This window comes from Brachybacterium sp. P6-10-X1 (assembly GCF_001969445.1).
GTDB lineage: Bacteria > Actinomycetota > Actinomycetes > Actinomycetales > Dermabacteraceae > Brachybacterium.
In genome coordinates this window covers 1692955-1716657 of record NZ_CP017297.1, presented here as the reverse complement: position 1 = coordinate 1716657, position 23703 = coordinate 1692955, and the positions used below count along the sequence as shown (strand labels likewise).

Sequence of the window (23703 nt, the reverse complement as noted above, 5' to 3'; positions counted from 1 at the left end):
CGATACCGGGCGGTATCTGCCCGGTATCGGAGGATGATGGGTCCATGACGGACCCGACGGCGCGAGCGCTGCACCTGCTGGACGTGCTGCAGTCCGCGCCGATGCGCACCGGCGCCGAGCTGGTCGAGCGCCTGGGCGTCGATGAGCGGACGGTGCGCCGGGACGTCGCCCGCCTGGTCGACCTCGGGCTGCCCGTCGAATCGCTGCGAGGCCGCTACGGCGGATACCGCCTGGCGCCCGGCCGACGGGTGCTGCCGCTGATGTTCAGCAGCGAGGAAGCGGTTGCCGTCCTCGTCGGGCTCGCCGGAGCGCGGGCGGCCTCCGAGGATCCCGATCTCGCCGCGCAGACCGCGCTGTCCAAGATCCGGCGGGCGCTGGCGGCGCCGGACGCCGAGCGGGTCGACGACGTGCTCGGGACGATCACGCGCCGCGGCGAGCAGCCGGGCCCGACGCCCGATCCTGCTGTGATGCTGACCCTGGCCGAGGCCGTGGCCCACCGGCGCCCCCTCGACCTGAGGTATCGGAACCGCACGGGGGAGCCGTCGCGGCGCATCGTCCATCCCACCGGCGTGGTCGCGCACGCACGCCGGTGGTACCTGCTGGCGCTCGACCCGGACGCGCAGCAGGAGAAGTCGTTCCGGCTCGATCGGATCCGCACCGCGCGCACGCTTCCCGGCACCTTCGCACCTTCGCCCCGGGCCGACCCCGCCACCGCCGGCGAACGGGCCGACCCCGCGGATCGTCTCATCGAGCACTTCGTCGCGGCGGACCACCGCTGGAAGGTCGTGCTGCGGCTGCGGGCGACCGAGGACCAGCTGCGCGCGCATCTTCCCTCCACCGTGGCCCGGCTGGAACGACTGGGGCCCGCCGCAGACGTCGAGGGTGAGTCCGACGTCGACAGCGACGTCGACAGCGATGTCGTCGGCGAGGGCGTCCTGCCCTGGTATCGGGCCGAGATCCGCGCTGAGCACCTCGACTGGATCCCTGCGGTGCTCGCGGCGCTGGACTGCCCGGCGAGGATCGAGCACCCGGAGGAGCTGCGGGACCTCGTCACGGCGACGGCGAGCAGGATGCTGCGCGCAGCGGCGGATCCGGGCGGCTGACCCGATGGGTACCGGCCACGCCCCGGACCGAGCACCCGGTCCTGCGGCGGAACGGCCCCGGACCCCCGGGCGGACGACGTCACCCGGGCAGACAACGATTTGATCAAGTGTCCGGCGACCACGAGGAATGGCCGTGACGACCCTATAGTCTCAGCGCTATGACGCAGACCACACCGGGATCCTCGGATCCCCCAGCCGGCGCCTCGGCCACGAAGCGTCCCCTCGTCGAACTGACGAACGTCACCAAGCACTTCGGGACGTTCCGGGCCCTCGCCGACATCGATCTGACGATCCCGGAGGGTCAGGTCGCGATCGTGATCGGGCCGTCGGGGTCGGGCAAGTCCACCCTGTGCCGCACCATCAACCGGCTGGAGACCATCGACGCCGGCGGCACGATCCGCATCGACGGCACGGCGCTGCCCGAGGAGGGCAAGGCCCTCGCCCAGCTGCGCGCCGACGTGGGCATGGTGTTCCAGTCCTTCAACCTCTTCGCCCACAAGTCGATCCTGGAGAACGTCACCGTCGGGCCGATCAAGGTCAAGGGCCTGAAGAAGGCCCAGGCCACCCAGGAGGCGATGGCGCTGCTGGAACGCGTCGGCGTCGCCCAGCAGGCCAAGAAGATGCCCGCCGAGCTCTCCGGCGGTCAGCAGCAGCGCGTGGCCATTGCCCGCGCCCTGGCGATGAAGCCCAAGGTCATGCTGTTCGACGAGCCGACCTCGGCGCTGGATCCGGAGATGGTCCAGGAGGTCCTGGACGTGATGGTCCAGCTGGCCAAAGAGGGTATGACCATGGTCGTCGTCACCCACGAGATGGGATTCGCCCGCCAGGCCGGCAACCGCGTCATCTTCATGGACGAGGGACGCGTCCTGGAGGACACCGACCCCGAATCCTTCTTCACGAATCCACAGCACGAACGCGCCAAGAACTTCCTCGGGAAGATCCTGGCGCACTGACCGCAGCAGGCTCCCTCACCCACCCCTCACCTCACCCTGGAGGAATGATGCGCAAGAAACTTCTCTCCGCGGCGGCGCTGGCCGCCTCGGCCGTTCTCGTGATGACCGCCTGCGCCCCGTCCCAGTCCGGCAGCGGCGACGGCGCCGACGGTGGTGGTGGCGGAGGCGAAGGCGGCGGCGACACCGTCCGCATCGGCATCAAGTACGACCAGCCCGGCCTGGGCTTCCGCGAAGGCGACAGTGCTCCGACCGGTTTCGACGTCGACGTGGCCACGTACGTCGCCGGCGAGCTCGGGTACGCCGAGGACGACATCGAATGGGTCCAGACCCCGTCGGCCAACCGCGAGAACGCCCTGGAGGGCGGCGAGGTCGACATGATCTTCGCGACCTACTCCATCACCCCCGAGCGGGACGAGCGCGTGGACTTCGCCGGGCCGTACTTCGTGGCCGGCCAGGACCTGCTGGTCCGCGCCGACGAGGAGGAGATCACCGGCCCCGAGACCCTCGACGGCAAGAACCTCTGCTCGGTCACCGGATCGACCTCGGCGCAGAAGATCAAGGACGAGTACTCCAAGGGCGTGGAACTGGTCGAGCAGGGCGGGTACGCCGAGTGCGTCACCTACCTCGAATCCGGCCAGGTCGACGCCGTGACCACCGACGACATCATCCTGGCCGGTCTGGCTGCCACGCCGGAGAACGCCGGCAAGTTCAAGCTCGTCGGCAACACCTTCTCCGTGGAGCGCTACGGCGTCGGCATCCCCACCGGGTCCGACCAGTGCGAGGCCATCAACGAGGCCATCACCGCGATGAAGGAGGACGGCGCTTGGCAGGAGGCCCTGGACGCCGCCACCGAGGGCACCGGTTACACCCCCGACGAGGAGCTGAACACCGGACCGGAGTCCGAGCTCGAGTCCTGCGGCGACTGATCCGGACCCGACGACCGAGCCGGGGCGGACGACCGGGCCGGGCCGGACGACCGAGCCGGACCACATGAGGCGGCGGGCCGGGCGCGGGCCCGGTCCGCCGCCCTCGTCCTCCGTCGGCGATCGGCCGGCGGATGCCGCCGGTCAGACGGCCACCGAGACAGGAAACGCATGAACGGATTCTTGGAACTCTTCGCCGAGTACGACGTGCTCGGCGCCTTCTGGATGAACATCAAGCTGATGCTGCTGGCCGCCATCGGCTCCGCCATCCTGGGCACGATCCTGGCCCTGTTCCGGATCTCCCCGGTGGCCTCGTTCCGCACCATCGGCACGGCGTACATCAACATCGTCCGCAACACGCCCCTGACGATCATCATGGTTCTCGGCGTCCTCGCCGTGTGGGGGCAGCTGAAGGTCGAGTTCTTCTCGAACTTCGACCTGAACTTCTTCACCTACGCCGTGATCGCGCTGTCCCTCTACCACGCCTCGTTCGTCTGCGAGGCGATCCGCTCCGGTGTCAACACGGTGCCCCTGGGCCAGGTCGAGGCGGCGCGCGCCATCGGGCTGACCTTCCTCCCGGCGGCCCGGATCGTGGTGCTTCCCCAGGCGCTGCGCGGGGCCGTCACGCCGCTGGGCAACACGCTGATCGCCCTGACCAAGAACACCACGGTCGCCGCCGCGGCCTCCGTGGCGGAGGCCTCCGGCCTGATGAGCACCATGATCGAGTTCAACCCGAACCTGATGATCTACATCTTCCTGACGATCGCGATTGGCTTCTGCATCCTGGTGATCCCGATGGGCATCGTGACGACCTGGCTCTCCGACAAGCTGGCGGTGGCACGATGAGCACCGCACCCGGCATCCTGTTCGACGCGCCCGGCCCCCGGGCCAAGCGCAACGTCCTGGTCGCGAACCTGATCGCCCTGGCAGGCGTCCTCGTGGTCGCGGCACTGGTGCTGCTGCAGCTGGACCGTCAGGGCCAGCTGGCCCCGACCCAGTGGGTGAACGCCCTGAACGGCAACGCCTGGGCGAACTACTATCTGCCCGGCCTGCAGTTCACCCTGCAGTCCTCGGGGATCGCCGTCGTGACGGCGATGATCTTCGGCCTGGTCTTCGGCTTCCTCCGCCTGGCGCCCTTCGCCGTCATCCGCGGGGCCGCCGGCGTCGTCGTGGAGTTCTTCCGCGCCGTGCCGGTGCTGGTGATGATGTTCTTCCTGTATTTCTTCATCTCCCGCCGGATCGCCCCGACGGGTCTGATCGCCTCGGAGGACTCCGCCTACTTCGCGGTGATCGTGGGGCTGACGGTCTACAACGGCGCCGTGATCGCCGAGCTCATCCGGGCGGGCGTGAAGTCCCTGCCCAAGGGGCAGCGGGAGGCCGCGGCCGCCGTCGGCATGACGCGCAACCAGTCCCTGCGGATCGTCGAGGTCCCGCAGGCGCTCACCGCGATGCTGCCGTCGCTGCTGAGCCAGTTCGTGGTGATCCTGAAGGACTCGGCCCTGGGGTTCCTGATCGGCTTCTACGAGCTGCTGCAGTACTCGCGGCAGCTCGGCTCCGGGTACTCGAACATCTTCCAGACCCTCGTGATCGCGGCGGTGATCTTCATCGTCATCAACTGCATCCTGACCTGGTTGGCCACGAAGCTCGCCGGCACCCTCTCCTCACGGACCGGCGGCGCCACCGCCCCGACCACCTCCACCATGATGGTCTCCGCCATGGGACAGGACGTGAAGTAGCCGAGCTGCTCGCACGGATGTCGAGCGCCTGCCCTGACCGGTAGGACGAATGTCCTGCTCAGCTGCGTACGGCTGACTCTGCCGGTCGCCGAGCGTGCTCCGTAGCGTCGATCACGCCATCGGGATCGATGGCTCCCTCGACGTCAGGAGCACGCCATGCACCGCACCCCGACCATTCCCGACGCCGGGTTCACCGGGCACCGGGTCCACTCGGGCCGCGCCGTGGCCGCGCTGGCGGCCGCCGTCGCCGCCGGCCTGCTGGTCTGGGTCATGGCCGCTGTGCTGGGCGGACTCCAGCTCGCGGTGGCCGGGTTCGGGCAGAGCGTCGGACCGTTCTCCGTCACCGCGGCCGCCCTGCTGGGCGGCGCGGCGGGCTGGCTGCTGCTGGTTCTGCTCCGCCGACGCCCTGGCGGCCGGGCGCGATGGACCCGGATCGGCATCGGCGTGCTCGTCCTCTCCCTGGTCGGGCCGATCGCCTCCGGCGCCGCCGGAGCCGTGCTGCTGGTTCTCGAGGTGATGCATCTGCTGGTCGGGACCGTGCTGATCCTCGGGCTTCGCCGAAGTGCCGTGCTGCGGTCCGCAGCCGGGCGTACTGTGACCGCGGAGGCACCATGAGCACCGTCGTCCATCCCGCATCACCGGTACCGATCGGCTGCGACGAGCACGCCCTGCCGCGGATCGCCCGTCGCCCCGGTCCCTGGTACGCCGTGGCCTGGTTGCCCGTCCTGCTGCTCGCCCCGATCGTCAGCGCGATCCAGGGCGGAGGTCCCGGCCAACTGCTGGCCCTGCTGCTCCTCGCCGCCCTGCACCTCGCCACGACGCTGATGCGGGACCGGCCCGGCCCCGCGTGGCGCACGGAGCTGCTGGTCGCCTCCTCCACCGTGGTGGTGGCCGGGTATCAGGTCCTCTGGAACGAGCACCAGGTCTTCCTCTACCCGCTGCTGGCCCTCGGGATGGCCGTCGGGATCCGGCGCCGGTGGGCGTTGGGATTCGTCGGCGGCCTGGCCGTCAGCGGTGCCGTCGCCGCAGGGTTCACCACCGGCTCGCTCGCCGACGCCCTGGTCTTCGCCGTCGTGACCTACATGGCGGGCATCAGCGCCTATCTGATCGATGTCCTCGCCGAGACCGCGGCCGTCCTCCGCGCGACGCAGCGGCGTCTCGCCCGTGCCGCCGTCGTCGAGGAGCGTGAGCGCTTCTCCCGCGACCTCCATGACCTGCTCGGACACACGTTGTCCCTGATCGTCGTGAAAGCCGAGGCGGTGCGGCGTTTCGTCCCCGCCGACCCGGCCGCGGCCGCCGAGCACGCCTGCGGCATCGAGGAGATCGGTCGCACGGCCCTGGTCGAGGTGCGCCAGGCCGTCGTCGGCTACCGGGAGGCCACCCTGGGGGACGAGCTGGAGGCCGCCGGCGGTGCCCTGGCCGACGCCGGGGTGCTGGTCCGGGTGACGGCGGACGCTCCCGCCCTGCCGCCGGCCGTGGACCGGCTGTTCGCCTGGGTGGTGCGGGAAGGGGCCACCAACATCCTGCGCCACGCGAGCGCCCGGACCGCCACGATCCTGGTGGAGTCCGACCGGGGCGAGGCCACCGTGGAGATCACCGACGACGGCAGATCGCTGACGTCCCTGCCCGCCGCGCCCGGATCCGCCGCACCTGGGCCCGCCGGGCAGGGGCGACAGCAGGACAGCGGACGGGTGCGGCCCGGCTCGGGACTGTCCGGCCTGCGCGAGCGCGCCGAGCTGCTGGGCGGCGTGCTCGCCGCCGACCGCACCGAGGAGGGCTTCCGGCTCGGCGTGAGCGTGCCGACCGGGGAGGGAGAGGCATCATGAATGCCACGACCGTGCGGCCGCCGACCACGGTGGTGATCGCCGAGGACCAGACGATGATGCGCTCGGCCCTGACCGGTCTGCTCGGGCTCGAAGCCGATCTGCTCGTGGTCGGGGAGGTGGAGCGGGGCGACCAGGTGGTCGAAGCCGTGACCCTGCATCGCCCGGACGCGCTGATCCTGGACATCGAGCTGCCGCGACGCAGCGGGTTGGACGTGATCGCCGAGGTGCTGAGGACCGCTCCCGGGACCTCGGTCATCGTCGTCACCACGTTCGGCCGTGCCGGCTACCTGCGACGCGCGATGGACGCCGGGGCCCGCGGCTTCCTGGTCAAGGATGACCCGGTCGAGAGCCTGGCGACCGCGATCCGGACGGTGGTCGCCGGGGGCACGGTCGTCGACCCCGCGCTGGCGGCCCAGGCGCTGAGCGCCGGGCCGAGCCCGCTGACCGTGCGCGAACGCGAGGTCCTGGCGGCCTCGGACGGCGGGGCGCCCATCGCCGAGATGGCCGATGTCCTGCACCTCTCGTCCAGCACGGTGCGCAACTATCTCTCCAGCGCCATCCGGAAGACGGCAACGCGCAACCGCGCGGAGGCCCTGCGAGCGGCGCGGGAGGAAGGATGGCTGTAGGGGTTTGCGCTCCGCGCACCGGTGTGGCACGTTGACGCGAACGGGACGGCACCCCGGATGATCCCGTCGCACGCCGGTCCGTGGCGAGGAGGTCGACATGTGGAAATGGCTCTTTCGCGCACGACGCGCCACAGGGGACGTGCAGGCCGCGCGGCGCGGCCCGGGGGCCGTCGGCAAGCGCGTCGGCCGACGGACGGCGCACCGACTTCTCAGCCGACTGCTGCGTTAGGGCGCGCGAGGGGCATCACGGCATCCACGAACTGTCCGTTCCGTCCTATTGATCGACCGGAGAATCGTGAAGTAGGCCTCGGCTCCTTAGCTGGTCACACGATTCCGTCTAGACTTTCTCAGCAATGGTCGCCGATTCTCAGAGGTCCCCCACGACCCCGATCGACTCACCGCTGGACCGAGGCCTGTCCCAGGCCCGCAGCGGGAGCTGGATCGGGCGGCTGACCTCACCCTGGACGCTTGCGATCTCCCTGCTCGTGGTGATCCTCCTCGCCGGCGGCCCCCTGCAGCAGCTGGACCTGTTCCTGGCCAAGATGTGGCTCTACCGCATCAACCCCGACCTGATCTGGTTCGCGCAGAACGTCCTGGACCGCATTGCCAGCAACGCGGTCTGCCTGCCCATCCTGGCCGTCGTCGCGATCGTGCTCGCGCGACGGCGACGATCCTGGCGCCCGATCATCCTCACGCTGATGACCGAGGCGGCCTTCCTGCTCGGCGTCGGCGGGATGAAGGTCTTCCTCGCACGGGGGGTCACCTACGATCGCGACCCCCGGTTCTTCCAGGCCGGATTCTTCGAGAAGGGGTCCGAGGGGATCAGCTTCCCCTCCGGGCACGCCGCGGAGGCCGTGCTCATCTACGGCGCGGCGGTCTACCTGATCGCCCGTTACAGCAGCGCCTCCCCGAAGCTGGTGCGCCTGCTGAGCTGGGGCGTCGGGGCGATCACGGTCAACTCCGTGGTCGTATCGTTCATGCTGGGCTGGCACTGGGCCAGCGACCTCATCGGCGGCGTGCTCGCCGGCGGTCTCTTCCTGCGCCTGCTGATCGACTGGGACGAGCGGGCCCGGGCACGGCTGGGTGCCGAGGACGACTGTCCGAATCGGGCAGTGCCCCCTCGGGAGGGGACGTCATCGGCGGTCGAGGTCCATCCGCAACGGCACCTGCACTGAGTCGTTGACCCGACCCTGAGGATCCGTACCCCTGGCCGGATCCGCCTCGAGCGGTGCACCGGGGGACCGCGCCGTCGGCGCTCCGGCAGCGGCTCACCCACGTTCTTGGGGGATGCGCCCGGGTTGGGTCGGAGTCTGGTGCCTGGAATTCGTGTCGTCGCGGGCCCCGCTCGCGCGGCGGGCCGCCCAAAGGTGCAGCAGACCGGTCACGGCGACGCACACGGCGGCGGAGATGTGGATGCTCAGAGCCTCCGCCAGGCTGCCGCCGTAGGACAGGACGACAGCGGCGTCCATGACCGGCATCAGGCGGACGGGCACCGACCGGCTCCGACCCCTCAGTCCCCCTGGTCCTCCTCGCGCAGGCGCGGCTCGACGCGTTGCTCCGGGTGGACGCCGCGCTTGTCCGCGTAGAACTCCCGGATCCGGTCCATGTCAGCCGCGACCTCGCCGGTGAGGTCGAAGGTTGGGCCGAGCCCGGCGGTCCGCGTCGGCCCGTCGACGTACCCGAGCGTCACGGGTATCCCGGCCTGGCGAGCAATCCGGTAGAACCCCGATTTCCAGTGCGTGTTCCCGCTGCGGGTGCCGTCGGGCGTGACGACCAGGCCGAACTCCTCGCCGGCCTGGACCCGCTGGACGACCTCGGCGACGATCCGGCTGGGATCCGCGCGGTCCACGGGGATCCCGCCGAGAGCCCGCATGATCGGGCCGCGCCAGCCGACGAACAGACTGTGCTTGCCCAGCCAGTGGATGTGGATCCGCAGCCGCCAGGCCAGCGCGAGCATGAGCACGAAGTCCCAGTTGGAGGTGTGCGGGGCGCCGACCAGCACCGTGGAGCGCTCCGGCCGGCGCTCGCCGATCAACCTCCACCGACTGAGGGTCCAGAACACGCGGGAGAGGAGGGATCGCAGCACACGGTCACTGTAGGGCAGTTCGGAGCCGCTCTCGTCCGCTCAGCTCTCCTCGTCGGCCAGCGGCCAGGAGTTCGGTTCGCACCCGTGGAGGCCCATCGACTGCTGGAGCATCACCGGAGCGGGTTCGCCCTCGCCACCGCAGGAGGCGTGGTCGCGGCCCAGGAAGTGCCCCACCTCGTGATTGACCATGTAGGCGCGGTACGCCGGGAGATCGTCATAGGTGGGCGTCATGAGCTGCCAGCGATCCGAGTTCAGCACCACGTCCGCCCCGACCCGGCAGTTCCACAGTCCGCCCGTGTCCGCCGGCAGGCAGAGCTCGTCGGCCGTCGGCGGCGAAGCCAGGGAGATCGTGAAGTCCGCGTCCTCGCCGGAGGCGACCTGCTCGAAGGCGACGTCCTCACGAGAGGACCAGCCGCGGTCATCCGCCAGAATCCACTCGATCTCGTCGGCCACCTCCTCGGCGTCCAGGTCGATGCCGTCCTCGACGCGCACCGCGTAGGTGTGCACGGTGTCCGCCTCGGGCCCGGGGTCGTCGGCGGGCACGGCGACGGTCCAGGTCCCCTCGCCGACGTCGCCGGAGCGCCGGATCTCCTCGTGCGACGAGTCCGCCGCGTCCCGGGCCGCCGGGGTCTCGGCCTCCGGCGTCGACGACTCGGCACCGTCGGCCTGTTCCGCGCCCCCAGCATCGGAGGCACCGCCGGCATCGGGGGCACCGCCCGCGTCGGAGGCGCCGCCGGCGTCCGACGGGCCGGAGGAACGTGTCGCAGCGGTCGACGCGAGCGAGGAGGCCGCGTCGGAGGGTGGATCCTCCTGGCCCGCGACCGCTCGCACGATCGCGGTCACGGCGACCACGAGGGCGATCAGCACGACCAGGACCAGCACCGACCGCAGCAATCGACCCCGGCGCGTGAGCTCGAGGTGGGGGCGGTCGTCCTGTGGGGGAGGCACGCGCCCACGGTAAGCGATGTCCGCAGCTCGGCACGGAAGGCGCGCCTGTCGTCGTGGGGCCGGAGCGCCCATCCCGAGGGCCTCGCGACCTGGCAGGGGAGGCCTGAGCCGGCCTCTCGGCGACGCCGTTCCGCAGCGTCCTGCGTGGACCCCGGGCTACCCGCATCGGCTGATTCCGGCTAGGGTGCCCGGCACGAGCGTGACCGTGATCACTCCGAGGGGGCGGCTCCACGCCGGACCCTGCGACCCACGATGACGTGCGGAGGACCTGATGAACCCGGAACCGATACAGCTGTCCGCTGCGAGCTTCACGACGGTCGCTGTGATCGTGGTGATCGCGCTGGTGGCCGTGGCGATGGCGCTGCGATTCCGGACCGAGGTGCTGCGGGCGCGCCCGGGCACGGACAGCATGAACGAGGTCGCCGGTGCGGTCCAGGAGGGCGCCGCCGCGTACTTGAGGCGGCAGCTGCGCACCCTGGGCGTCTTCGCCGTGGTCGCCTTCGTGCTGCTGCTCCTGCTGCCGGCGCACGGCGCCACCGGCGCGGAGGGGATGCTGCTGCGTGGCGCCCGATCGGTGGCGTTCCTGGTCGGCGCGGCGTTCTCCGGTCTGATCGGCTATCTGGGCATGTGGCTCGCGGTGCGGGCGAACGTCCGGGTCGCGGCGGCCGCCCGGGCGACGGGGCGCGACCCGGCGATGCTGATCGCCGTGCGCACCGGCGCCTGCGTGGGGATGGCGACCATCGGGTTCGGCCTGCTCGGGGCCGGCGCCGTGGTGCTCCTGTTCCGCAGTGACGCCCCGCTCGTCCTGGAGGGCTTCGGATTCGGGGCGGCCATGGTCGCGATGTTCATGCGCGTCGGCGGCGGCATCTTCACCAAGGCCGCCGACGTCGGCGCCGACCTGGTGGGCAAGGTGGAGCAGAACATCCCCGAGGACGATCCCCGCAACGCCGCCACGATCGCCGACAACGTCGGGGACAACGTGGGCGACTGCGCCGGGATGGCCGCGGACCTCTTCGAGTCCTACGCCGTGACCCTGGTCGCGGCGCTGATCCTGGGCCGGGCCGCGTTCGGCGAGGCCGGGATGGTCTTCCCTCTGCTGGTCCCCGCGATCGGCGTGCTCACGGCCCTGGCCGGCATCTACCTGACCACACCGCGTTCCGGGGAGAGCGCCCTGCGCACGATCCGGCGCTCGTTCCTGATCTCGGCGATCATCTCGGCGGTGCTGTGCACGATCGCGGCCTTCGTCTACCTCCCGGGAAGCTTCGCCGAGCTCGGCGTCGACGACGTCGCGGCCGCGGTCGACGATCCGCGGATCCTGGCGGCCGGCTCCGTGGTGATCGGCATCGCCCTCGGCGTGCTGATCCTGTTCCTGACCGGCTACTACACCAGCACCGAGGACCGTCCGGTGCGCCAGGTGGCCGCGACCTCCCGCACCGGGGCCGCGACCGTGGTGCTCTCGGGATTCTCGCTGGGCCTGGAATCGGCGGTGTTCACCGCCGGTGTGATCGCGGCAGCGGTGTTCGGCGCCTTCCTGCTGGGCGGCGCCGGCATCGCGGGGCTGTTCGCCATCGCCCTCGCCGGCTGCGGGCTGCTGACCACCGTCGGCGTGATCGTCGCGATGGACACCTTCGGGCCGGTGACCGACAACGCCCAGGGCATCGCCGAGATGTCCGGCGACGTCGACGGAGAGGGCGCCCAGGTGCTCACCGAGCTCGACGCGGTCGGCAACACCACCAAGGCCATCACCAAGGGGATCGCGATCGCCACCGCGGTGCTCGCCGCGACCGCTCTGTTCGGCTCCTACACCGACGCGATCCACGGCGTGCTCGGCGATCGCTACCAGGACTTCCTGGACCAGTCCGTGGTCTTCGCCCCGCAGACCCTGGTGGGCGTGATCATCGGCGCCTCGGTCGTGTTCCTGTTCTCCGGTCTCGCGATCAGCGCCGTCGGCCGCGCGGCCGGCGCCGTGGTCCTCGAGGTGCGCCGACAGTTCCGCGAGATCACGGGGATCATGGACGGCAGCGCGAAGCCCGAGTACGGCCGGGTGGTCGACATCGTCACCCGCGACTCGCTGCGGGAGCTGGCCACCCCCGGCCTGCTGGCGGTCGCCGCCCCGATCGCCGTGGGCTTCGGTCTCGGGGCGCCCGCCCTGGCCGGCTACCTCGCCGGTGCCATCGCCGCCGGTGTGCTGATGGCGATCCTGCTCGCCAACTCCGGCGGCGCCTGGGACAACGCCAAGAAGATCGTGGAGGACGGTCACCACGGCGGCAAGGGCTCCGATGCCCATGAGGCGACGATCATCGGCGACACCGTCGGCGACCCCTTCAAGGACACCGCCGGCCCGTCGATCAACCCGCTGATCAAGGTGATGAACCTGGTCGCCGTGCTGATCGCCCCGGCCGTGGTGGGGATGTCCGCACTCAGCGGGGACGCGAACCCGCTGCGTTTCGTGATCGCGGCGGTGGCCGTCGCGGCGATCGCGGTGGCGGTGACGATCTCCATCCGCCGCGGCGTCGCGCTGGATGCGCCGGCCGACGAGTTCGAGGAGGCCGCGGAGGGAGCGGAGATGGGGGCCGTGGCCGACGGCGCGTACGCCGAAGCGGGCTCGGTCCGGGAGGCGGCCCACGGCTCGCGCGCCGAGCAGTACGGCGTGACCGAGGGCGTCGGCGACGACGAGCGGGAAGCGCGGCGCGGAGGGCGCCCCGACGGGTCCTGAGCGGGTCGCGCGCGATGCCCGGGGCGGCGCCGCGGGCAGATTCCCGGGCCATCGCCCGGGCGCGGCGGGAGACGTATCCCGTCGGGCCCGGCCGGTGCGCATATCCCAGGCGGCGCAGCCCGGGCAGGAGCTCGCGGCCGTGGCCGTCCAAGGGCATCCCGCGCGTCTCGAGCATCCCGAGACGCCCGACGAGGTCGGGCAGCTCGGTCGTGTGCCCGGAGGCCAGGAAGTTGGCGTCCGCCGGGCGGGCACGCCGTACGGATGAAACATGTTTCATCACGGGCGTGTGGGCTGACTCCTCCTGTTCGCGCGTGCGACCTGGCCTGATGTGCTTCGACCTCGAACGCCAGGTCACGTTTCGGTGACTGTGATTGACACAACAGTGCAACACGGCGCACTGTTTCGGCACATCGGCACCGTGCCGACGGAGTCCGGAGCGGGAGGAGGTGACGCGGCATGCCCAGCCCCACCGTCCGTGATGTCGCGGCCGCGGCACAGGTGTCGATCTCCACCGTCTCGCGCGCCCTGTCCAAGCCGGAGCTCGTCGCCGTCGGCACCCGCGAGCACGTGCAACGGATCGCTCGGGAGCTCGGCTACCGCCCTGCGGCCGCCGCCCAGGGGCCGACCCCGCGGCCCGGGACCATCGGTCTGGTCGTCCCCGATCTCGAGAACCCCTTCTTCGGGCTGATGGCGAAGGGTGTTCAGGCGCGGGCGCGCGCCGACGGCCTCCTCGTCGTCGTCGCCGACATCGAGGAGGACGCGATGATCGAGCGCACGATGCTCGAGACCCTGGCCGACGGGGTCGACGGGCTGATCCTGTGCTCTCCCCGGGGGAGCGACGAGACGATCCGATCCATCGCCGCCCGGGTCCCCACCGTGCTGGCCAACCGTCAGGTCGACGATCTGCCCTCGGTGGTCTTCGACGAGGAGCACGGGATGATCGCCGCGCTGCGTCACCTGGTCGCGCTCGGCCACCGCCGCATCGCCTACGCCGGGGGCCCGCTGGTGTCCTGGACCCATCGCCGACGGGCCGACGCCGTGCGGAGCTTCGCCGAGCAGACCGCTGACGTCGACCTGATCGATCTCGGATCCTTCCTGCCCTACCTCCGCGGCGGGCACGGCGCCGCGGACCAGGCGATCGCCGGCGGCGTCACCGCCGTCATCGCCTTCAACGATCTGCTGGCGCTGGGAATCATCGACCGGCTGATCCAACGCGGCGTCCGCGTCCCCACGGACATGAGCGTCGGAGGCATCGACAACGTCGCGGCCTCGACCTACGTCCGCCCGCACCTGACGACGGTCGACGCCTCCCGCGTACGGATGGGCCGCACCGCCGTCGACCTGCTCATCGGGGCCCTGCACGCCGCCCGGGCCCCGGTCCCGCAGATCCTTCCCACCGAGCTCATCGTCCGCGACTCGACCGCCGTCGCGCCGCCCACGCCCCCGCCCGCGATCCCCACGGAGAGCCCCGCCTCCGCCGCGACCGCCCCCACATCTTTCGCCCGCTGACCCCTGCGAGCATCGGCCACGATCCACCGCGCACACCGCAGTGCCGGGACCCACCCAGGAGGAATCGCCATGACCAGCATCTCCCGTCGCCCCATCACCCGCCGCGCCGCCACCACCGGCATCGTCGCCGCCGGCGTGGTCGGCCTCGCCGCCTGCACCGCCCCCGGCGAGGGCGGCGGCGGCTCGGAGCCGGCACCGGCCGAGGACGTCCCCGAGACCCCGTCCGAGGCGGTCTCGCTGAACATCTTCGACGTCGCCGGCGGCCAGAAGGAGCTCGGCCCCATGATCGAGAAGTGGGCCGAGGACCACCCCGAGATCATCTCCGCGGTCAGCTTCGAGTCCGGTGACGCGCCGTCCCTCGTCGGCCAGATCAAGCCGCAGGTCGACAGCGGCCGCCTCGAGGTCGACATGGTGCTGACCGGCAACGACGGCCTGTCGGCCGGGATCGGCTCCGACCTGTGGGTCCCGCTGATCGAGTCCTACGGCGATCGCCTGAGCAACCAGGACGACTACCTCGAGCCGGCCGCCGCCATGCAGGAGCTCGCCTCCGGCTACGGCGCCGTGGTCTCGTACTATCCCTCCGGCCCGCTGCTGCAGTACAACTCGGAGAAGGTCGAGGAGGTCCCCACCACCCCGGAGGACCTGCTGGCCTGGGCCGAGGCGCACCCCGGCAAGTTCGGCTACGCCCGCCCTGCCAACTCCGGGCCCGGGCGCACCTTCCTCATGGGTCTGCCGTACATCCTCGGCGACTCCGATCCCAAGGACCCCGAGAACGGATGGGAGAAGACCTGGGAGTACCTCAAGGACATCGGCCAGTACATCGACAGCTACCCCAGCGGCACCGGCCAGGTCATCTCCAACATGGCCGACGGCACCTGGGACCTGATCCCGACCACCACCGGCTGGGACATCAACCCGCGGGCCACCGGGCAGCTGCCCGCGGAGTTCGAGGCCGCGGCCTTCGATGAGTTCACCTGGGTCACCGACGCCCACTACGCCGTGGTCCCCGCCGGGCAGAGCGCGGACAAGATCTCCGCGATCCTGAACCTGATCAACGGCATGCTCGAGCCCGAGTACAACGCCATGGCCTACGACGAGGGCTACTTCTACCCCGGCCCGGCCGTCGAGGGCGCGACCCTCGATCTCGCGCCCGATTCCAGCCAGAAGGTCGTCGAGGAGTTCGGCCGCGACTGGTACGACGACCTGATCGAGTCCGCCCCCAAGGAGACGCCGCTGGAGCCGGATCTGATGGTCACCGCGTTCGACCTCTGGGACCGCCAGGTCGGCAGCGCGGGCTGAGAGCCCGGCGACCCGGCCGGCACAGGAGACAGGAAGGTATGAGATGACCACGACCTCCGGCGGAGAGTTCGACTCCCTGCGCATCGAGAACGTCGGCCGACGTTTCGGCGGCACCACGGCCCTGCAGGGCTTCGACCTGACCGTGCGGCGCGGGGAGTTCATCGCACTGCTCGGCCCCTCTGGCTGCGGCAAATCGACCGCCCTGAACTGCCTGGCCGGGCTGCTGCCGCTGACCGACGGGCAGATCCGTGTGGGCGAGCAGCGCATCGACCTCCTCCCGCCGGAGAAGCGCGACTTCGGGATGGTGTTCCAGAGCTACGCCCTGTTCCCGCACCTGAGCGTGGCGAAGAACGTGGCCTTCGGGCTGCAGATGCGGGGCGTCGGCCGTTCGGAGACCAGCCGGCGCGTCACCGAGGCGCTGCGCCTGGTGCGGCTCGAGGACCAGGCCGCCAAGCTGCCCGGTCAGCTCTCGGGCGGCCAGCAGCAGCGGGTCGCGATCGCCCGGGCGATCGTCATCGAGCCCCGGGTGGTGCTGATGGACGAGCCGCTGTCCAACCTCGATGCGAAGCTGCGGCTCGAGATGCGCACCGAGATCCGACGCCTGCACCAGACCCTGGGGCTGACCACCATCTACGTCACCCACGACCAGGAGGAGGCGCTGTCTCTCGCCGACCGTCTGGTGGTGCTCCGACTGGGCCAGGTTCAGCAGATCGGGACGCCGCAGGAGCTGCACGACGGGCCGGCCAACTGGCACGTCGCCGACTTCATGGGCTACCGCAACCTCATCGATGCCACGGTCTCCGCCGAGTCCGCCGCATCGGACGGGGAGGGGCGTGTGCGGGTCGTGGCCGAGGACATGGAGCTGCTCGGCACCGCCGTGGACACGGTGACGGCCGGGGACGAGGTGCGGGTCGCCGTGCGGCCCACCGACCTCGTCGTCCAGCGGAGCGACCACGCCGGCCCGACGGCGGCCAACACCATCCATGCCGAGGTCGAGGTCGTCGAGTACCAGGGCCGCGAGTACGCCGTCGAGGTCCGCACGCCCGGCGGCCGAGCCCTGCACGTGCGGTCCGAGCACGCTCCCGAGGTGGGGTCGAGCGTGCTGCTGACGGTGGACCCGTCGCGGGCGCTGGTCTATCAGCGCGACCTCGACGCGGTCGTCGCACCGGACGGCGCGGCAGCGGTGGCGTCATGACCACCCAGGCGACGCGGGACAGACCCTCGCAGGGCAGCGCGAGCCTGCGCCACCGCCTGGCGGACCGCGGGATCGATGCGCAGCTGCTGATGATGGTCCCGGCGATCGTGTTCATCCTGGCCCTGTTCGTCTACCCCTTCGCCTACGGCTTCGGGCTCACGCTGCAGCCCACCGAGGAGACGGTCGAGCGCTGGGGCGGCGGCGTCTTCGCCAACTACCTGCGGTTCTTCGGGGACGCGTTCACGTTCGAGTCCGTCTGGCTGACCGCGCGCCTGGCGATCCCTGCGGCACTGTTGAACGTGCTCGTCTCGATCCCGCTGGCGATCAAGCTCCAGCACCGCTTCCGCGGCAAGCGACTGCTCTCGACGCTGCTGGTCCTGCCGATCACCCTGGGCACGGTGCTGACCGCCCAGGGCCTGCTGATCTTCGCCGGCCGCCAGGGCTGGTTGAACCAGGCCCTGATCAATCTCGGGATCCTGGACAGACCACTGGATCTGGTGCACAACTACATCGGCGTGCTGCTGTCGCTGATCATCTCCGGGTTCCCCTTCGCGTTCCTGCTGATCTCCTCCTATCTCTCTGGGATCGACCCCTCGTTGGACCGAGCCGCCCGCTCGCTCGGCGCCGGATCGGCGCAGCGGTTCACGAAGATCACGCTGCCGCTGCTGGCCCCGGGGCTCGCGACCACGTTCATCCTCACCTTCGTGCTCGCCTTCAGCGTGTTCCCCTCGGCCACGCTGGTCGGTGACCCCAGCGGGTCCACGCGCGTGCTCGCCGTGGTCGCCTACCGCTTCTTCGGGGAGCAGTTCGACTATCCGATGGCCTCGACCGTCGCGATCATGATGGGCCTGGCCGAACTGATCGTCGTCGCGATCGTGCTGTTCGCACGCTCCTTCCTCTACAAGGGCTCGACAGGGGGCAAGGGCTGATGACCACCCAGGACATGAATCGTTCGACGCCGCAGGAGGTCCCGGTCGGGGCCGAGGACTCCGCCCTGCCCGTCCCGGAGCCGCCGAGAAGGCAGCGCGGCGACGACCGGATCCCGGGCGACAGGGCCCTGTCGGCCCAGCCCAGCACCTGGCTGGCCTGGGCGGGCATCGCCGCCTTCCTGGTGTTCCTGCTGGGGATCCTGATCAGCGTCGTGATCGATTCCTTCGGCCAGGCCTGGTACGACGACTGGCTGCCGACGGGATTCACCCCCAGCTGGTACGGCGAGGCGTGGGCCCGCTTCGAGCTCACCCACGTCATCGCGGTCACCCTGGTGGTCGCCTTCTCCGTGGTGGCGCTGTCGGTGCTGATCGGCGTGCCCGCCTCCTACGTGCTCGCCCGACGCCAGTTCCCGTTCAAGAAGGCCATCACCGCGCTGTTCCTGCTTCCGGTGATCATCCCGCCGATCACCTTCGGCATCCCACTGGCCACGGTGATCTACAACTTCGGGCTGGGCCGGACCGTGCTGGCGGTGATCCTGGTGAACCTGGTGCCCTCGGTGCCGTTCGTGATCATCACGATGACGCCGTTCATCGAGCAGATCAATCCGGCGATCGAGAACGCCGCGCGGATGAGCGGCGCCCGGATGCGGCACGTGTTCCTGCGCATCCTCGGCCCGATGCTCGTGCCCGGCATCCTCGCCGCCGCGATCCTGGTGCTGGTGCGCACGGTGGGCATGTTCGAGCTGACCTACCTGGTCTCCGGGCCGGGGACCGAGACGCTGGTGGTCACGATCTTCCGCGCCATGACGTCGGCGGGCGGCTCCGAGCCGCGACCGCTGGTCTCGGCGATGGCCTTCGTGTACACGGCCATGATGCTGGTGACGCTGATCATCGCGCTGCGCTTCGTGAACCCGACGCAGCTGGTCGCACGGGTCGGGGACACGGACGACTGAGGCGCGCCGGACCTGCAGTGCTTCCCGCTACCCCCGCAGCTCATCGCGCGCCGCGAGCAACCGGTCCAGCGTGCTGCGGCCCAGCTCGCTCATGACCGGATTGGTCCGCTCGTAGTACCAGACCAGGCCGATGGCCTGTGCGAAGGCCCAGGCGGCTCCCCGGCGCCAGTCCAGCTCGGGCACCTCGAGACGGACACGGAGCACGTCCCGGGCGTCCTCGTCCAGCAGATGCCAGGCGGACACCAGGTCCAGAGCAGGATCCGCCGGGGCGAACCCGCCCGTGTCCAGGACGCCCACCAGGTGCTGGTCGCCGGTCGAGCGCTGGTCGCCGACCAGGAGATTCCCAGGGATCAGGTCCGTGTGGCTCATGACGTCGGCGCTCTCGTGCGGCAGAGAGCGCAGCCTCCGCCACAGGGTGCGCAGCTCCCCGACCGGCAGGAGACCCTCGCTGCGGTCCAGGCACTCGGCGATCCACGGATCGTGGTCGGGGAGGGATCCCCCGCGGCCCGCGCCGGAGAAGGTGCGGCCGCGGAGGTCGACGGCCCGGAGGGCGCTGATCAGGTCGGCGAGGTCCGCGGCGAACGCGCCGGAGCGGGCGACCGACGTGGGGGTGGCGATCTCCCCCTCGACCCAGGTCTGCACCGAGAAGGACAGGGGGTACGTGGCATCGCCCTCGCCGATCACGACGGGCCGCGGCGCGGGCACGGGGGAGCAGCGTGCGAACTCCTCCATGGCGGCATGCTCGGTCGCCTGCGCGGCACGGACCTGGTCCGGATCCTCCCCGGTGAGCGGGAACCGGGCGAGCAGGTCGGTCCCCACCCGCAGCACATGACTGGTCGTGCCCGCGCCGGCGAGCGGGACGATGTGCGACGCCGCGGGCAGCCCGGCATGTGCCAGGGCGCGGTCGATCAGTCGCTGCGCATCCTGCCTCGTGAGCTCGAGCTGTCCCTGGTGCATGGCCATCTCAGGACTCCACGGCCGGTGCATCGCAGCGCTCCGGGACGGTCTCCGGCTCGGACCCGCTGCGCAGCGGAGCGATCCGGACCGCCGCGAGGACATTCGGGAGGATCGCGAACCCGGCCCCGGTCAGACACAGCAGACCACCGGCCGCGGCCAGCAGCGGCGGGGTCTCCCCGAGCAGGAGCCACGCGAGCACGAGGGTGATCGCGGGGACCAGCAGCGAGGAGGAGGTCAGCACCCCGGCCGGGGTCCGCGACAGCGCGTAGCCCCACAGCAGGAACGCGAGGGCCGTGGGGAACACGCCCGTGTAGACCACGGCGAGGAGGGAGGAGGTCGGGGCCTCGACCATCTCACCGGCCAGCCGGGGCGCGAAGGGCAGGCAGGCGAGGAACCCTGCGCCGATGCCGATGACGGTCATCGAGGTGGAATCGATGTGGGCGAGCAGCGGCTTCTGGGCGAGCACGCTGCCGGCGTAGAGCACCGCCGCCAGCAGACCGAGCACCAGCCCGGCCGCGGCGACGTGACCGGTCGAGGTCGCCGCGGTGATCAGCGCGATGCCTCCGAAGGCGACCAGCACCCCGGAGATGAGACGGAGGGAGAGCCCCTCGCCGAGCAGCAGCCCGGAGGCGACCGCTACGATCAGCGGGGCGACGTTGACCAGCATCGCGGCCGTCGCCGCATCGAGGAACAGCTCGCTCGCGTTCAGCACTAGCGTGTACGCGGCGAACCACACCGCACCCCAGACGATCACGGCCGCGCGCAGCCGCCCGGTCCGCGGGAAACGGACCCGGCCCGCCGCCACCAGGGGGATCAGCACGATCGCTGCCGATCCCACCCGCAGCAGCGACATCGCCCCGGGGGAGAGGTCCGCCCCGGCGGCGCGGATCACGACGAACGAGGACGCCCACATGACCATGACCGCGAGCGCGGCGAGCCAGGGGAGCGCGGGATGGGAGGAACGAGTGGGCGCCGCGGTCATCGCCCCATCGTGGACCACCGATGCGGAGGCTCCAAGGAGATTTCGCGGGCCCACCGCCCGGGATCAGCCCTCGTGGCGGAAGCCGACCTTGATCGCGACCTGCCAATGAGCGATCGCGCCGTCCTCGAGATGGCCGCGGATCGACTGCACCTCGAACCAGTCGAGGTTCCGCAGGCTCTTCGACGCCTCGGCGACGGCATTCGCGACCGCCGCGTCGCTGCTCTCCGGCGAGGTGCCGACGATCTCGGTGATGTTGTAGACGTGTCCAGCCATGGTGCCCTCCTGGTGTTCGGTCGCGGGACCGGACCCCGCGGGATCGGTGGCGTCACGCTACGCCGCGGTCGGCGTAGGGGCCAGGGGCCGACGGGTCAGCGGCGCGCTGTTCCACCGCGACGTTGGTCGATGTGTTCACGGGGCGCTCCGGTGACGCACTGTTCAGCGGCGCTTTCCGAGAGTGGGGAGTCCTCCGCTGGTGGTGAGGCCGCGCGCAGGACAGATCGGTCGGCGGCCAGGGAGGTAGATGCGTTCGTCCTCCTCCCGGTGCCGAGGATCCGTGGCCGTGCGGTCGCCGATCGCTCGTTCCAAGCGCTTTCGCCGGCGGCGCGTGCTCGGGGAGAGCCCGCCGGATTCCATGGCGTACCGGAAGGGGCCCCTCCATCGGCTCGCTCATCGAGCGTCCACGGCGTGGGGCCCGCCTCAGACCGGACCACGAGCCAGCACGACGGCTCCGGGCACCTCGTCGTCCGGACGCAGGAGAACCTCCGAATCGATCGTGAACCCGGCCTTCCGCAGCAGGCCCGTCACCGTCTCCGGGCGGCGACGATAGCTGTCCACGGTGATCGCGCGGCCTGTGTACCCCGTGGACGAGTGATGCACGCCGTCGCCGACGTGGAACCCGACCAGAAGCAGGCCGCCAGGACGCAACACGCGCACGAACTCGTCGAGGACGCCGGGCAGGGCGTGGTCGGGGACGTGGATCACGGACCAGAAGGCGACGATGCCGGCGAGCGATCGGTCCTCCAGGTCGAGTTCCGTCATCGTGCCGACCTCGAACCGTGCGGCGGGGTGGTCCCGTCGGGCGAGGGCGATCATCTCCGGGGAGAGATCGATGCCGAACGCGTCCACTCCGGACTTCCGCAGATGCGCGGTGACGTATCCGGTCCCGCAGCCGACGTCGGCGACCGGCCCGCCTCCGTCCCGACGCAGCAGCTCGGCGAACAGGGTGAGCTGTGCTGCGAGATGAGGCGTCTCGGCGAGAAGTCCGCGCACCTGTTCGGCGTAGCCGGAGGCGTCGATGTCGTAGGCGGAACGGGTCTCGGACAGCCACGAATCCGTCCCACCCGGCACGGCCCCTCCCTCCGTGCGAGAGGCGTCGGCATCGGCCGGGCGCCGCTCGTCACGCGCATCCAGCAGCGGCCGCAGCACGGCGGCGATCCGGTCGGCGTGCGCAGCCGCCGCATGGTCCATGCCCTCGATCCGCCGGACCCGCGGCGAGGGCAGGCGGGACCGGAGCCGATCGGCGTGGCCGGGCGGGACGACCTCGTCGGCAGTGCCGTGCAGCAGTAGGACCTCGAGGCGTGCCAGCGCACCGGCGATGTCCGGGGGCAGGCCGAATCCGACGACGGGCCAGTCCGGATCACCTGCGTCCCAGCAGGGCGCGGCGATCGTGACGACGCCGCGCACCGCCGCGGCCGAGGTGGGATCGCCCTGTGCGAGCACCCTCAGCGCGACGGAACCGCCCAGGGAGTGGCCGACGACCGCGACGGGCCCCTCCGGTCCGGCGATCTCCGCCCGGACGGCCTCCTCCCACGCCGCCGGGTCGGGATCCTCGGGCGTCGGGAGAGCGGGTGCCGCGATCAGCGCCTCGGGGAGCTCTGCCCGGAGCCGTGCCAGCAGCGGGCCGCTGCCCTCGGTCGCGGACTGCGGGCCCGCCGAATGCAGGAACAGGATCGTGGTGCGTGTCATGATGCTGCGAGCGTGGCAGGCCCACGCACGACGCCGCGACGGCGTGCGGGGCGATCCGGCCTGTTCAGCCCTCCGCCACCGCTTCGCTCATCGCACTGATCTGGAAGGTGACCCCCGACGGGTCGGCGATGGTGGCGATCCGCCCGAAGGGCGAGTCGGTCGGTCCGTCCAGGACCTTCCCGCCCAGCTCCCTGACCGTCGCCAGCGCCGTCTCGGAGGCCTCGACCCCGAAGTAGACCCGCCAGCCGGTGTCCTCCTTCGGCATCACACCGCTCGCATCGCACAGCCCCCAGCTGGCGCTCTCGCCCGGGCCGTTGGTGGAGTAGCGGAAGGAGTCGTCGTCCATGGGCTCTTCCATGGGGACCAGGTTCGCGTCGAACACCGCGGTGTAGAAGGCGGAGGCCGTCTCGAACTCGTGGGTCATCAGCTCGAACCAGACGGGCGAGCCGGGGTCGCCGGTGAACTCGTAGCCCTCGAGGTCGCCGGCCTGCCACATGCCGACCAGGGCCCCTGTGGGATCCAGGATCGTGCCGGTGCGGCCAGAGGAACCGATGTCGGCGATCGGCATCAGGAGCTTCGCGCCGTGCGCGATGGCTGTCTCCGTCCGGGCGTCGATGTCGTCGACCGTGAGGTGCACGGCCCATTCGGCGACCAGGGGCTCTCCGTCCGGGTAGGTGAATCCGGTGATGTCCATCAGACCGCCCACGAGCGCGTCGCCGTTGCAGATCAGGTGGTAGTGGCCGAAGCCCTCGCCGAGGTCCTCGAACTCCCAGCCGAACAGGCCGGAGTAGAAGGCCTTCGCGCTGGCCAGGTCGGTGACGGTGGCGTCGATCCAGGTGCTGGTGCCGGTGCTGCGGGTCATGGCTGCTCCTTCGGTGGGTCGGGCCCGGGGGCCCGGCGTCGTGAGACCACGGTAGGAGCGCAGGGTTCGACATCCTTGTCCGATCCTGCGCAGTCCCCCTCCGCTCCCTCTCCGTCCATGCTGTGTCCTCCCGCC

At 71.1% G+C, this 23703-nt stretch carries 22 protein-coding genes; 15 read left to right on the top strand and 7 right to left on the bottom strand.

The features are described from left to right. The first annotated feature begins 44 nt into the window (after positions 1 to 44). From BH708_RS07810 to BH708_RS07770, 9 genes are all read left to right on the top strand, one after another. Entirely contained in the window at positions 45 to 1103 is a 1059-nt protein-coding gene (locus tag BH708_RS07810) for a YafY family protein (RefSeq protein WP_076807906.1), read from the top strand. A 158-nt stretch (positions 1104 to 1261) separates the two neighbouring features. Continuing rightward, on the top strand, positions 1262 to 2056 hold the full coding sequence (locus tag BH708_RS07805; RefSeq protein ID WP_083713376.1) for an amino acid ABC transporter ATP-binding protein: 795 nt from the start codon (positions 1262 to 1264) through the stop codon (positions 2054 to 2056). A 47-nt stretch (positions 2057 to 2103) separates the two neighbouring features. After that, entirely contained in the window at positions 2104 to 2982 is an 879-nt protein-coding gene (locus BH708_RS07800) for a glutamate ABC transporter substrate-binding protein (RefSeq protein ID WP_172805795.1), read from the top strand. A gap of 168 nt (positions 2983 to 3150) precedes the next feature. After that, positions 3151 to 3825: an amino acid ABC transporter permease gene (locus BH708_RS07795; RefSeq protein ID WP_076807903.1), complete on the top strand. Its 675-nt coding sequence runs from the start codon at positions 3151 to 3153 to the stop codon at positions 3823 to 3825. Then, positions 3822 to 4715: an amino acid ABC transporter permease gene (locus BH708_RS07790; RefSeq protein WP_076807901.1), complete on the top strand. Its 894-nt coding sequence runs from the start codon at positions 3822 to 3824 to the stop codon at positions 4713 to 4715. The genes BH708_RS07795 and BH708_RS07790 overlap by 4 nt, the downstream gene beginning before the upstream one ends. Positions 4716 to 4871: 156 nt before the next feature. Further along, complete coding sequence (locus BH708_RS07785) at positions 4872 to 5330, top strand: DUF6069 family protein (RefSeq protein WP_076807900.1); 459 nt, start codon at positions 4872 to 4874, stop codon at positions 5328 to 5330. Next, a complete protein-coding gene (locus tag BH708_RS07780; protein ID WP_076807898.1) occupies positions 5327 to 6541 on the top strand; it encodes a sensor histidine kinase in 1215 nt (404 codons plus the stop codon). The genes BH708_RS07785 and BH708_RS07780 overlap by 4 nt, the downstream gene beginning before the upstream one ends. Continuing rightward, the gene (locus tag BH708_RS07775) at positions 6538 to 7167 is read left to right on the top strand and encodes a response regulator transcription factor (RefSeq protein ID WP_076807896.1); all 630 of its coding nucleotides are present in this window, start codon (positions 6538 to 6540) and stop codon (positions 7165 to 7167) included. Before BH708_RS07780 ends, BH708_RS07775 begins: the two co-directional genes overlap by 4 nt. Before the next feature lie 353 nt (positions 7168 to 7520). Beyond that, positions 7521 to 8342 carry a phosphatase PAP2 family protein gene (locus BH708_RS07770; RefSeq protein ID WP_076807894.1) on the top strand — a complete coding sequence of 274 codons (822 nt, stop codon included), beginning with the start codon at positions 7521 to 7523 and terminating at the stop codon, positions 8340 to 8342. Between the two features lie 335 nt (positions 8343 to 8677). Here BH708_RS07770 and BH708_RS07760 read toward each other — a convergent pair whose 3' ends face one another. Together BH708_RS07760 and BH708_RS07755 are read right to left on the bottom strand one after the other, a co-directional pair. Next, complete coding sequence (locus BH708_RS07760; protein WP_076807890.1) at positions 8678 to 9253, bottom strand: 1-acyl-sn-glycerol-3-phosphate acyltransferase; 576 nt, start codon at positions 9251 to 9253, stop codon at positions 8678 to 8680. Between the two features lie 39 nt (positions 9254 to 9292). Next, positions 9293 to 10201 (bottom strand): DUF3152 domain-containing protein, encoded by a 909-nt coding sequence (locus tag BH708_RS07755; protein WP_172805747.1) that lies wholly within the window; start codon positions 10199 to 10201, stop codon positions 9293 to 9295. A gap of 271 nt (positions 10202 to 10472) precedes the next feature. Here BH708_RS07755 and BH708_RS07750 point away from each other — a divergent pair, with 271 nt between their 5' ends. From BH708_RS07750 to BH708_RS07725, 6 genes are all read left to right on the top strand, one after another. Continuing rightward, entirely contained in the window at positions 10473 to 12917 is a 2445-nt protein-coding gene (locus BH708_RS07750) for a sodium-translocating pyrophosphatase (RefSeq protein ID WP_083713373.1), read from the top strand. A 456-nt stretch (positions 12918 to 13373) separates the two neighbouring features. Beyond that, positions 13374 to 14426: a LacI family DNA-binding transcriptional regulator gene (locus BH708_RS07745; RefSeq protein WP_076807888.1), complete on the top strand. Its 1053-nt coding sequence runs from the start codon at positions 13374 to 13376 to the stop codon at positions 14424 to 14426. Between the two features lie 69 nt (positions 14427 to 14495). Further along, positions 14496 to 15725, top strand: a complete 1230-nt coding sequence (locus BH708_RS07740) for an extracellular solute-binding protein (RefSeq protein ID WP_076807886.1) — start codon at positions 14496 to 14498, stop codon at positions 15723 to 15725. 43 nt (positions 15726 to 15768) lie between these two features. Beyond that, positions 15769 to 16920 (top strand): ABC transporter ATP-binding protein, encoded by a 1152-nt coding sequence (locus BH708_RS07735; RefSeq protein WP_076807885.1) that lies wholly within the window; start codon positions 15769 to 15771, stop codon positions 16918 to 16920. Further along, on the top strand, positions 16917 to 17849 hold the full coding sequence (locus tag BH708_RS07730; RefSeq protein WP_076807883.1) for an ABC transporter permease: 933 nt from the start codon (positions 16917 to 16919) through the stop codon (positions 17847 to 17849). Before BH708_RS07735 ends, BH708_RS07730 begins: the two co-directional genes overlap by 4 nt. Next, on the top strand, positions 17849 to 18802 hold the full coding sequence (locus tag BH708_RS07725) for an ABC transporter permease (RefSeq protein ID WP_253705514.1): 954 nt from the start codon (positions 17849 to 17851) through the stop codon (positions 18800 to 18802). Before BH708_RS07730 ends, BH708_RS07725 begins: the two co-directional genes overlap by 1 nt. 27 nt (positions 18803 to 18829) lie before the next feature. On the opposite strand, the gene BH708_RS07720 is transcribed toward BH708_RS07725, so the two are convergent. The 5 genes from BH708_RS07720 to BH708_RS07695 all read right to left on the bottom strand — a co-directional run bounded on the left by BH708_RS07720 (position 18830) and on the right by BH708_RS07695 (position 23568). Further along, positions 18830 to 19765 carry a phosphotransferase gene (locus BH708_RS07720; RefSeq protein ID WP_076807881.1) on the bottom strand — a complete coding sequence of 312 codons (936 nt, stop codon included), beginning with the start codon at positions 19763 to 19765 and terminating at the stop codon, positions 18830 to 18832. A gap of 1 nt (position 19766) precedes the next feature. After that, positions 19767 to 20741 (bottom strand): DMT family transporter, encoded by a 975-nt coding sequence (locus BH708_RS07715; RefSeq protein ID WP_083713371.1) that lies wholly within the window; start codon positions 20739 to 20741, stop codon positions 19767 to 19769. Between the two features lie 63 nt (positions 20742 to 20804). Then, positions 20805 to 21014: a dodecin gene (locus tag BH708_RS07710; RefSeq protein WP_076807880.1), complete on the bottom strand. Its 210-nt coding sequence runs from the start codon at positions 21012 to 21014 to the stop codon at positions 20805 to 20807. A gap of 423 nt (positions 21015 to 21437) precedes the next feature. Further along, a complete protein-coding gene (locus tag BH708_RS19785) occupies positions 21438 to 22706 on the bottom strand; it encodes an alpha/beta fold hydrolase (protein WP_157235810.1) in 1269 nt (422 codons plus the stop codon). Positions 22707 to 22770: 64 nt separating this feature from the next. Continuing rightward, the gene (locus tag BH708_RS07695) at positions 22771 to 23568 is read right to left on the bottom strand and encodes a VOC family protein (protein ID WP_076807878.1); all 798 of its coding nucleotides are present in this window, start codon (positions 23566 to 23568) and stop codon (positions 22771 to 22773) included. Positions 23569 to 23703: the final 135 nt, after the last annotated feature.

Bases quoted from the DNA above. Each gene is read 5' to 3' on its own strand.
- BH708_RS07795 (WP_076807903.1), top strand. From the start codon at position 3,151: ATGAACGGATTCTTGGAACTCTTCGCCGAGTACGACGTGCTCGGCGCC.
- BH708_RS07695 (WP_076807878.1), bottom strand. From the start codon at position 23,568: ATGACCCGCAGCACCGGCACCAGCACCTGGATCGACGCCACCGTCACC.
- BH708_RS07710 (WP_076807880.1), bottom strand. From the start codon at position 21,014: ATGGCTGGACACGTCTACAACATCACCGAGATCGTCGGCACCTCGCCG.
- BH708_RS07740 (WP_076807886.1), top strand. From the start codon at position 14,496: ATGACCAGCATCTCCCGTCGCCCCATCACCCGCCGCGCCGCCACCACC.
- BH708_RS07805 (WP_083713376.1), top strand. From the start codon at position 1,262: ATGACGCAGACCACACCGGGATCCTCGGATCCCCCAGCCGGCGCCTCG.
- BH708_RS07770 (WP_076807894.1), top strand. From the start codon at position 7,521: ATGGTCGCCGATTCTCAGAGGTCCCCCACGACCCCGATCGACTCACCG.
- BH708_RS07730 (WP_076807883.1), top strand. From the start codon at position 16,917: ATGACCACCCAGGCGACGCGGGACAGACCCTCGCAGGGCAGCGCGAGC.
- BH708_RS07800 (WP_172805795.1), top strand. From the start codon at position 2,104: ATGCGCAAGAAACTTCTCTCCGCGGCGGCGCTGGCCGCCTCGGCCGTT.
- BH708_RS07810 (WP_076807906.1), top strand. From the start codon at position 45: ATGACGGACCCGACGGCGCGAGCGCTGCACCTGCTGGACGTGCTGCAG.
- BH708_RS07780 (WP_076807898.1), top strand. From the start codon at position 5,327: ATGAGCACCGTCGTCCATCCCGCATCACCGGTACCGATCGGCTGCGAC.
- BH708_RS19785 (WP_157235810.1), bottom strand. From the start codon at position 22,706: ATGACACGCACCACGATCCTGTTCCTGCATTCGGCGGGCCCGCAGTCC.
- BH708_RS07775 (WP_076807896.1), top strand. From the start codon at position 6,538: ATGAATGCCACGACCGTGCGGCCGCCGACCACGGTGGTGATCGCCGAG.
- BH708_RS07790 (WP_076807901.1), top strand. From the start codon at position 3,822: ATGAGCACCGCACCCGGCATCCTGTTCGACGCGCCCGGCCCCCGGGCC.
- BH708_RS07735 (WP_076807885.1), top strand. From the start codon at position 15,769: ATGACCACGACCTCCGGCGGAGAGTTCGACTCCCTGCGCATCGAGAAC.
- BH708_RS07720 (WP_076807881.1), bottom strand. From the start codon at position 19,765: ATGGCCATGCACCAGGGACAGCTCGAGCTCACGAGGCAGGATGCGCAG.
- BH708_RS07725 (WP_253705514.1), top strand. From the start codon at position 17,849: ATGACCACCCAGGACATGAATCGTTCGACGCCGCAGGAGGTCCCGGTC.
- BH708_RS07785 (WP_076807900.1), top strand. From the start codon at position 4,872: ATGCACCGCACCCCGACCATTCCCGACGCCGGGTTCACCGGGCACCGG.
- BH708_RS07745 (WP_076807888.1), top strand. From the start codon at position 13,374: ATGCCCAGCCCCACCGTCCGTGATGTCGCGGCCGCGGCACAGGTGTCG.
- BH708_RS07715 (WP_083713371.1), bottom strand. From the start codon at position 20,741: ATGACCGCGGCGCCCACTCGTTCCTCCCATCCCGCGCTCCCCTGGCTC.
- BH708_RS07750 (WP_083713373.1), top strand. From the start codon at position 10,473: ATGAACCCGGAACCGATACAGCTGTCCGCTGCGAGCTTCACGACGGTC.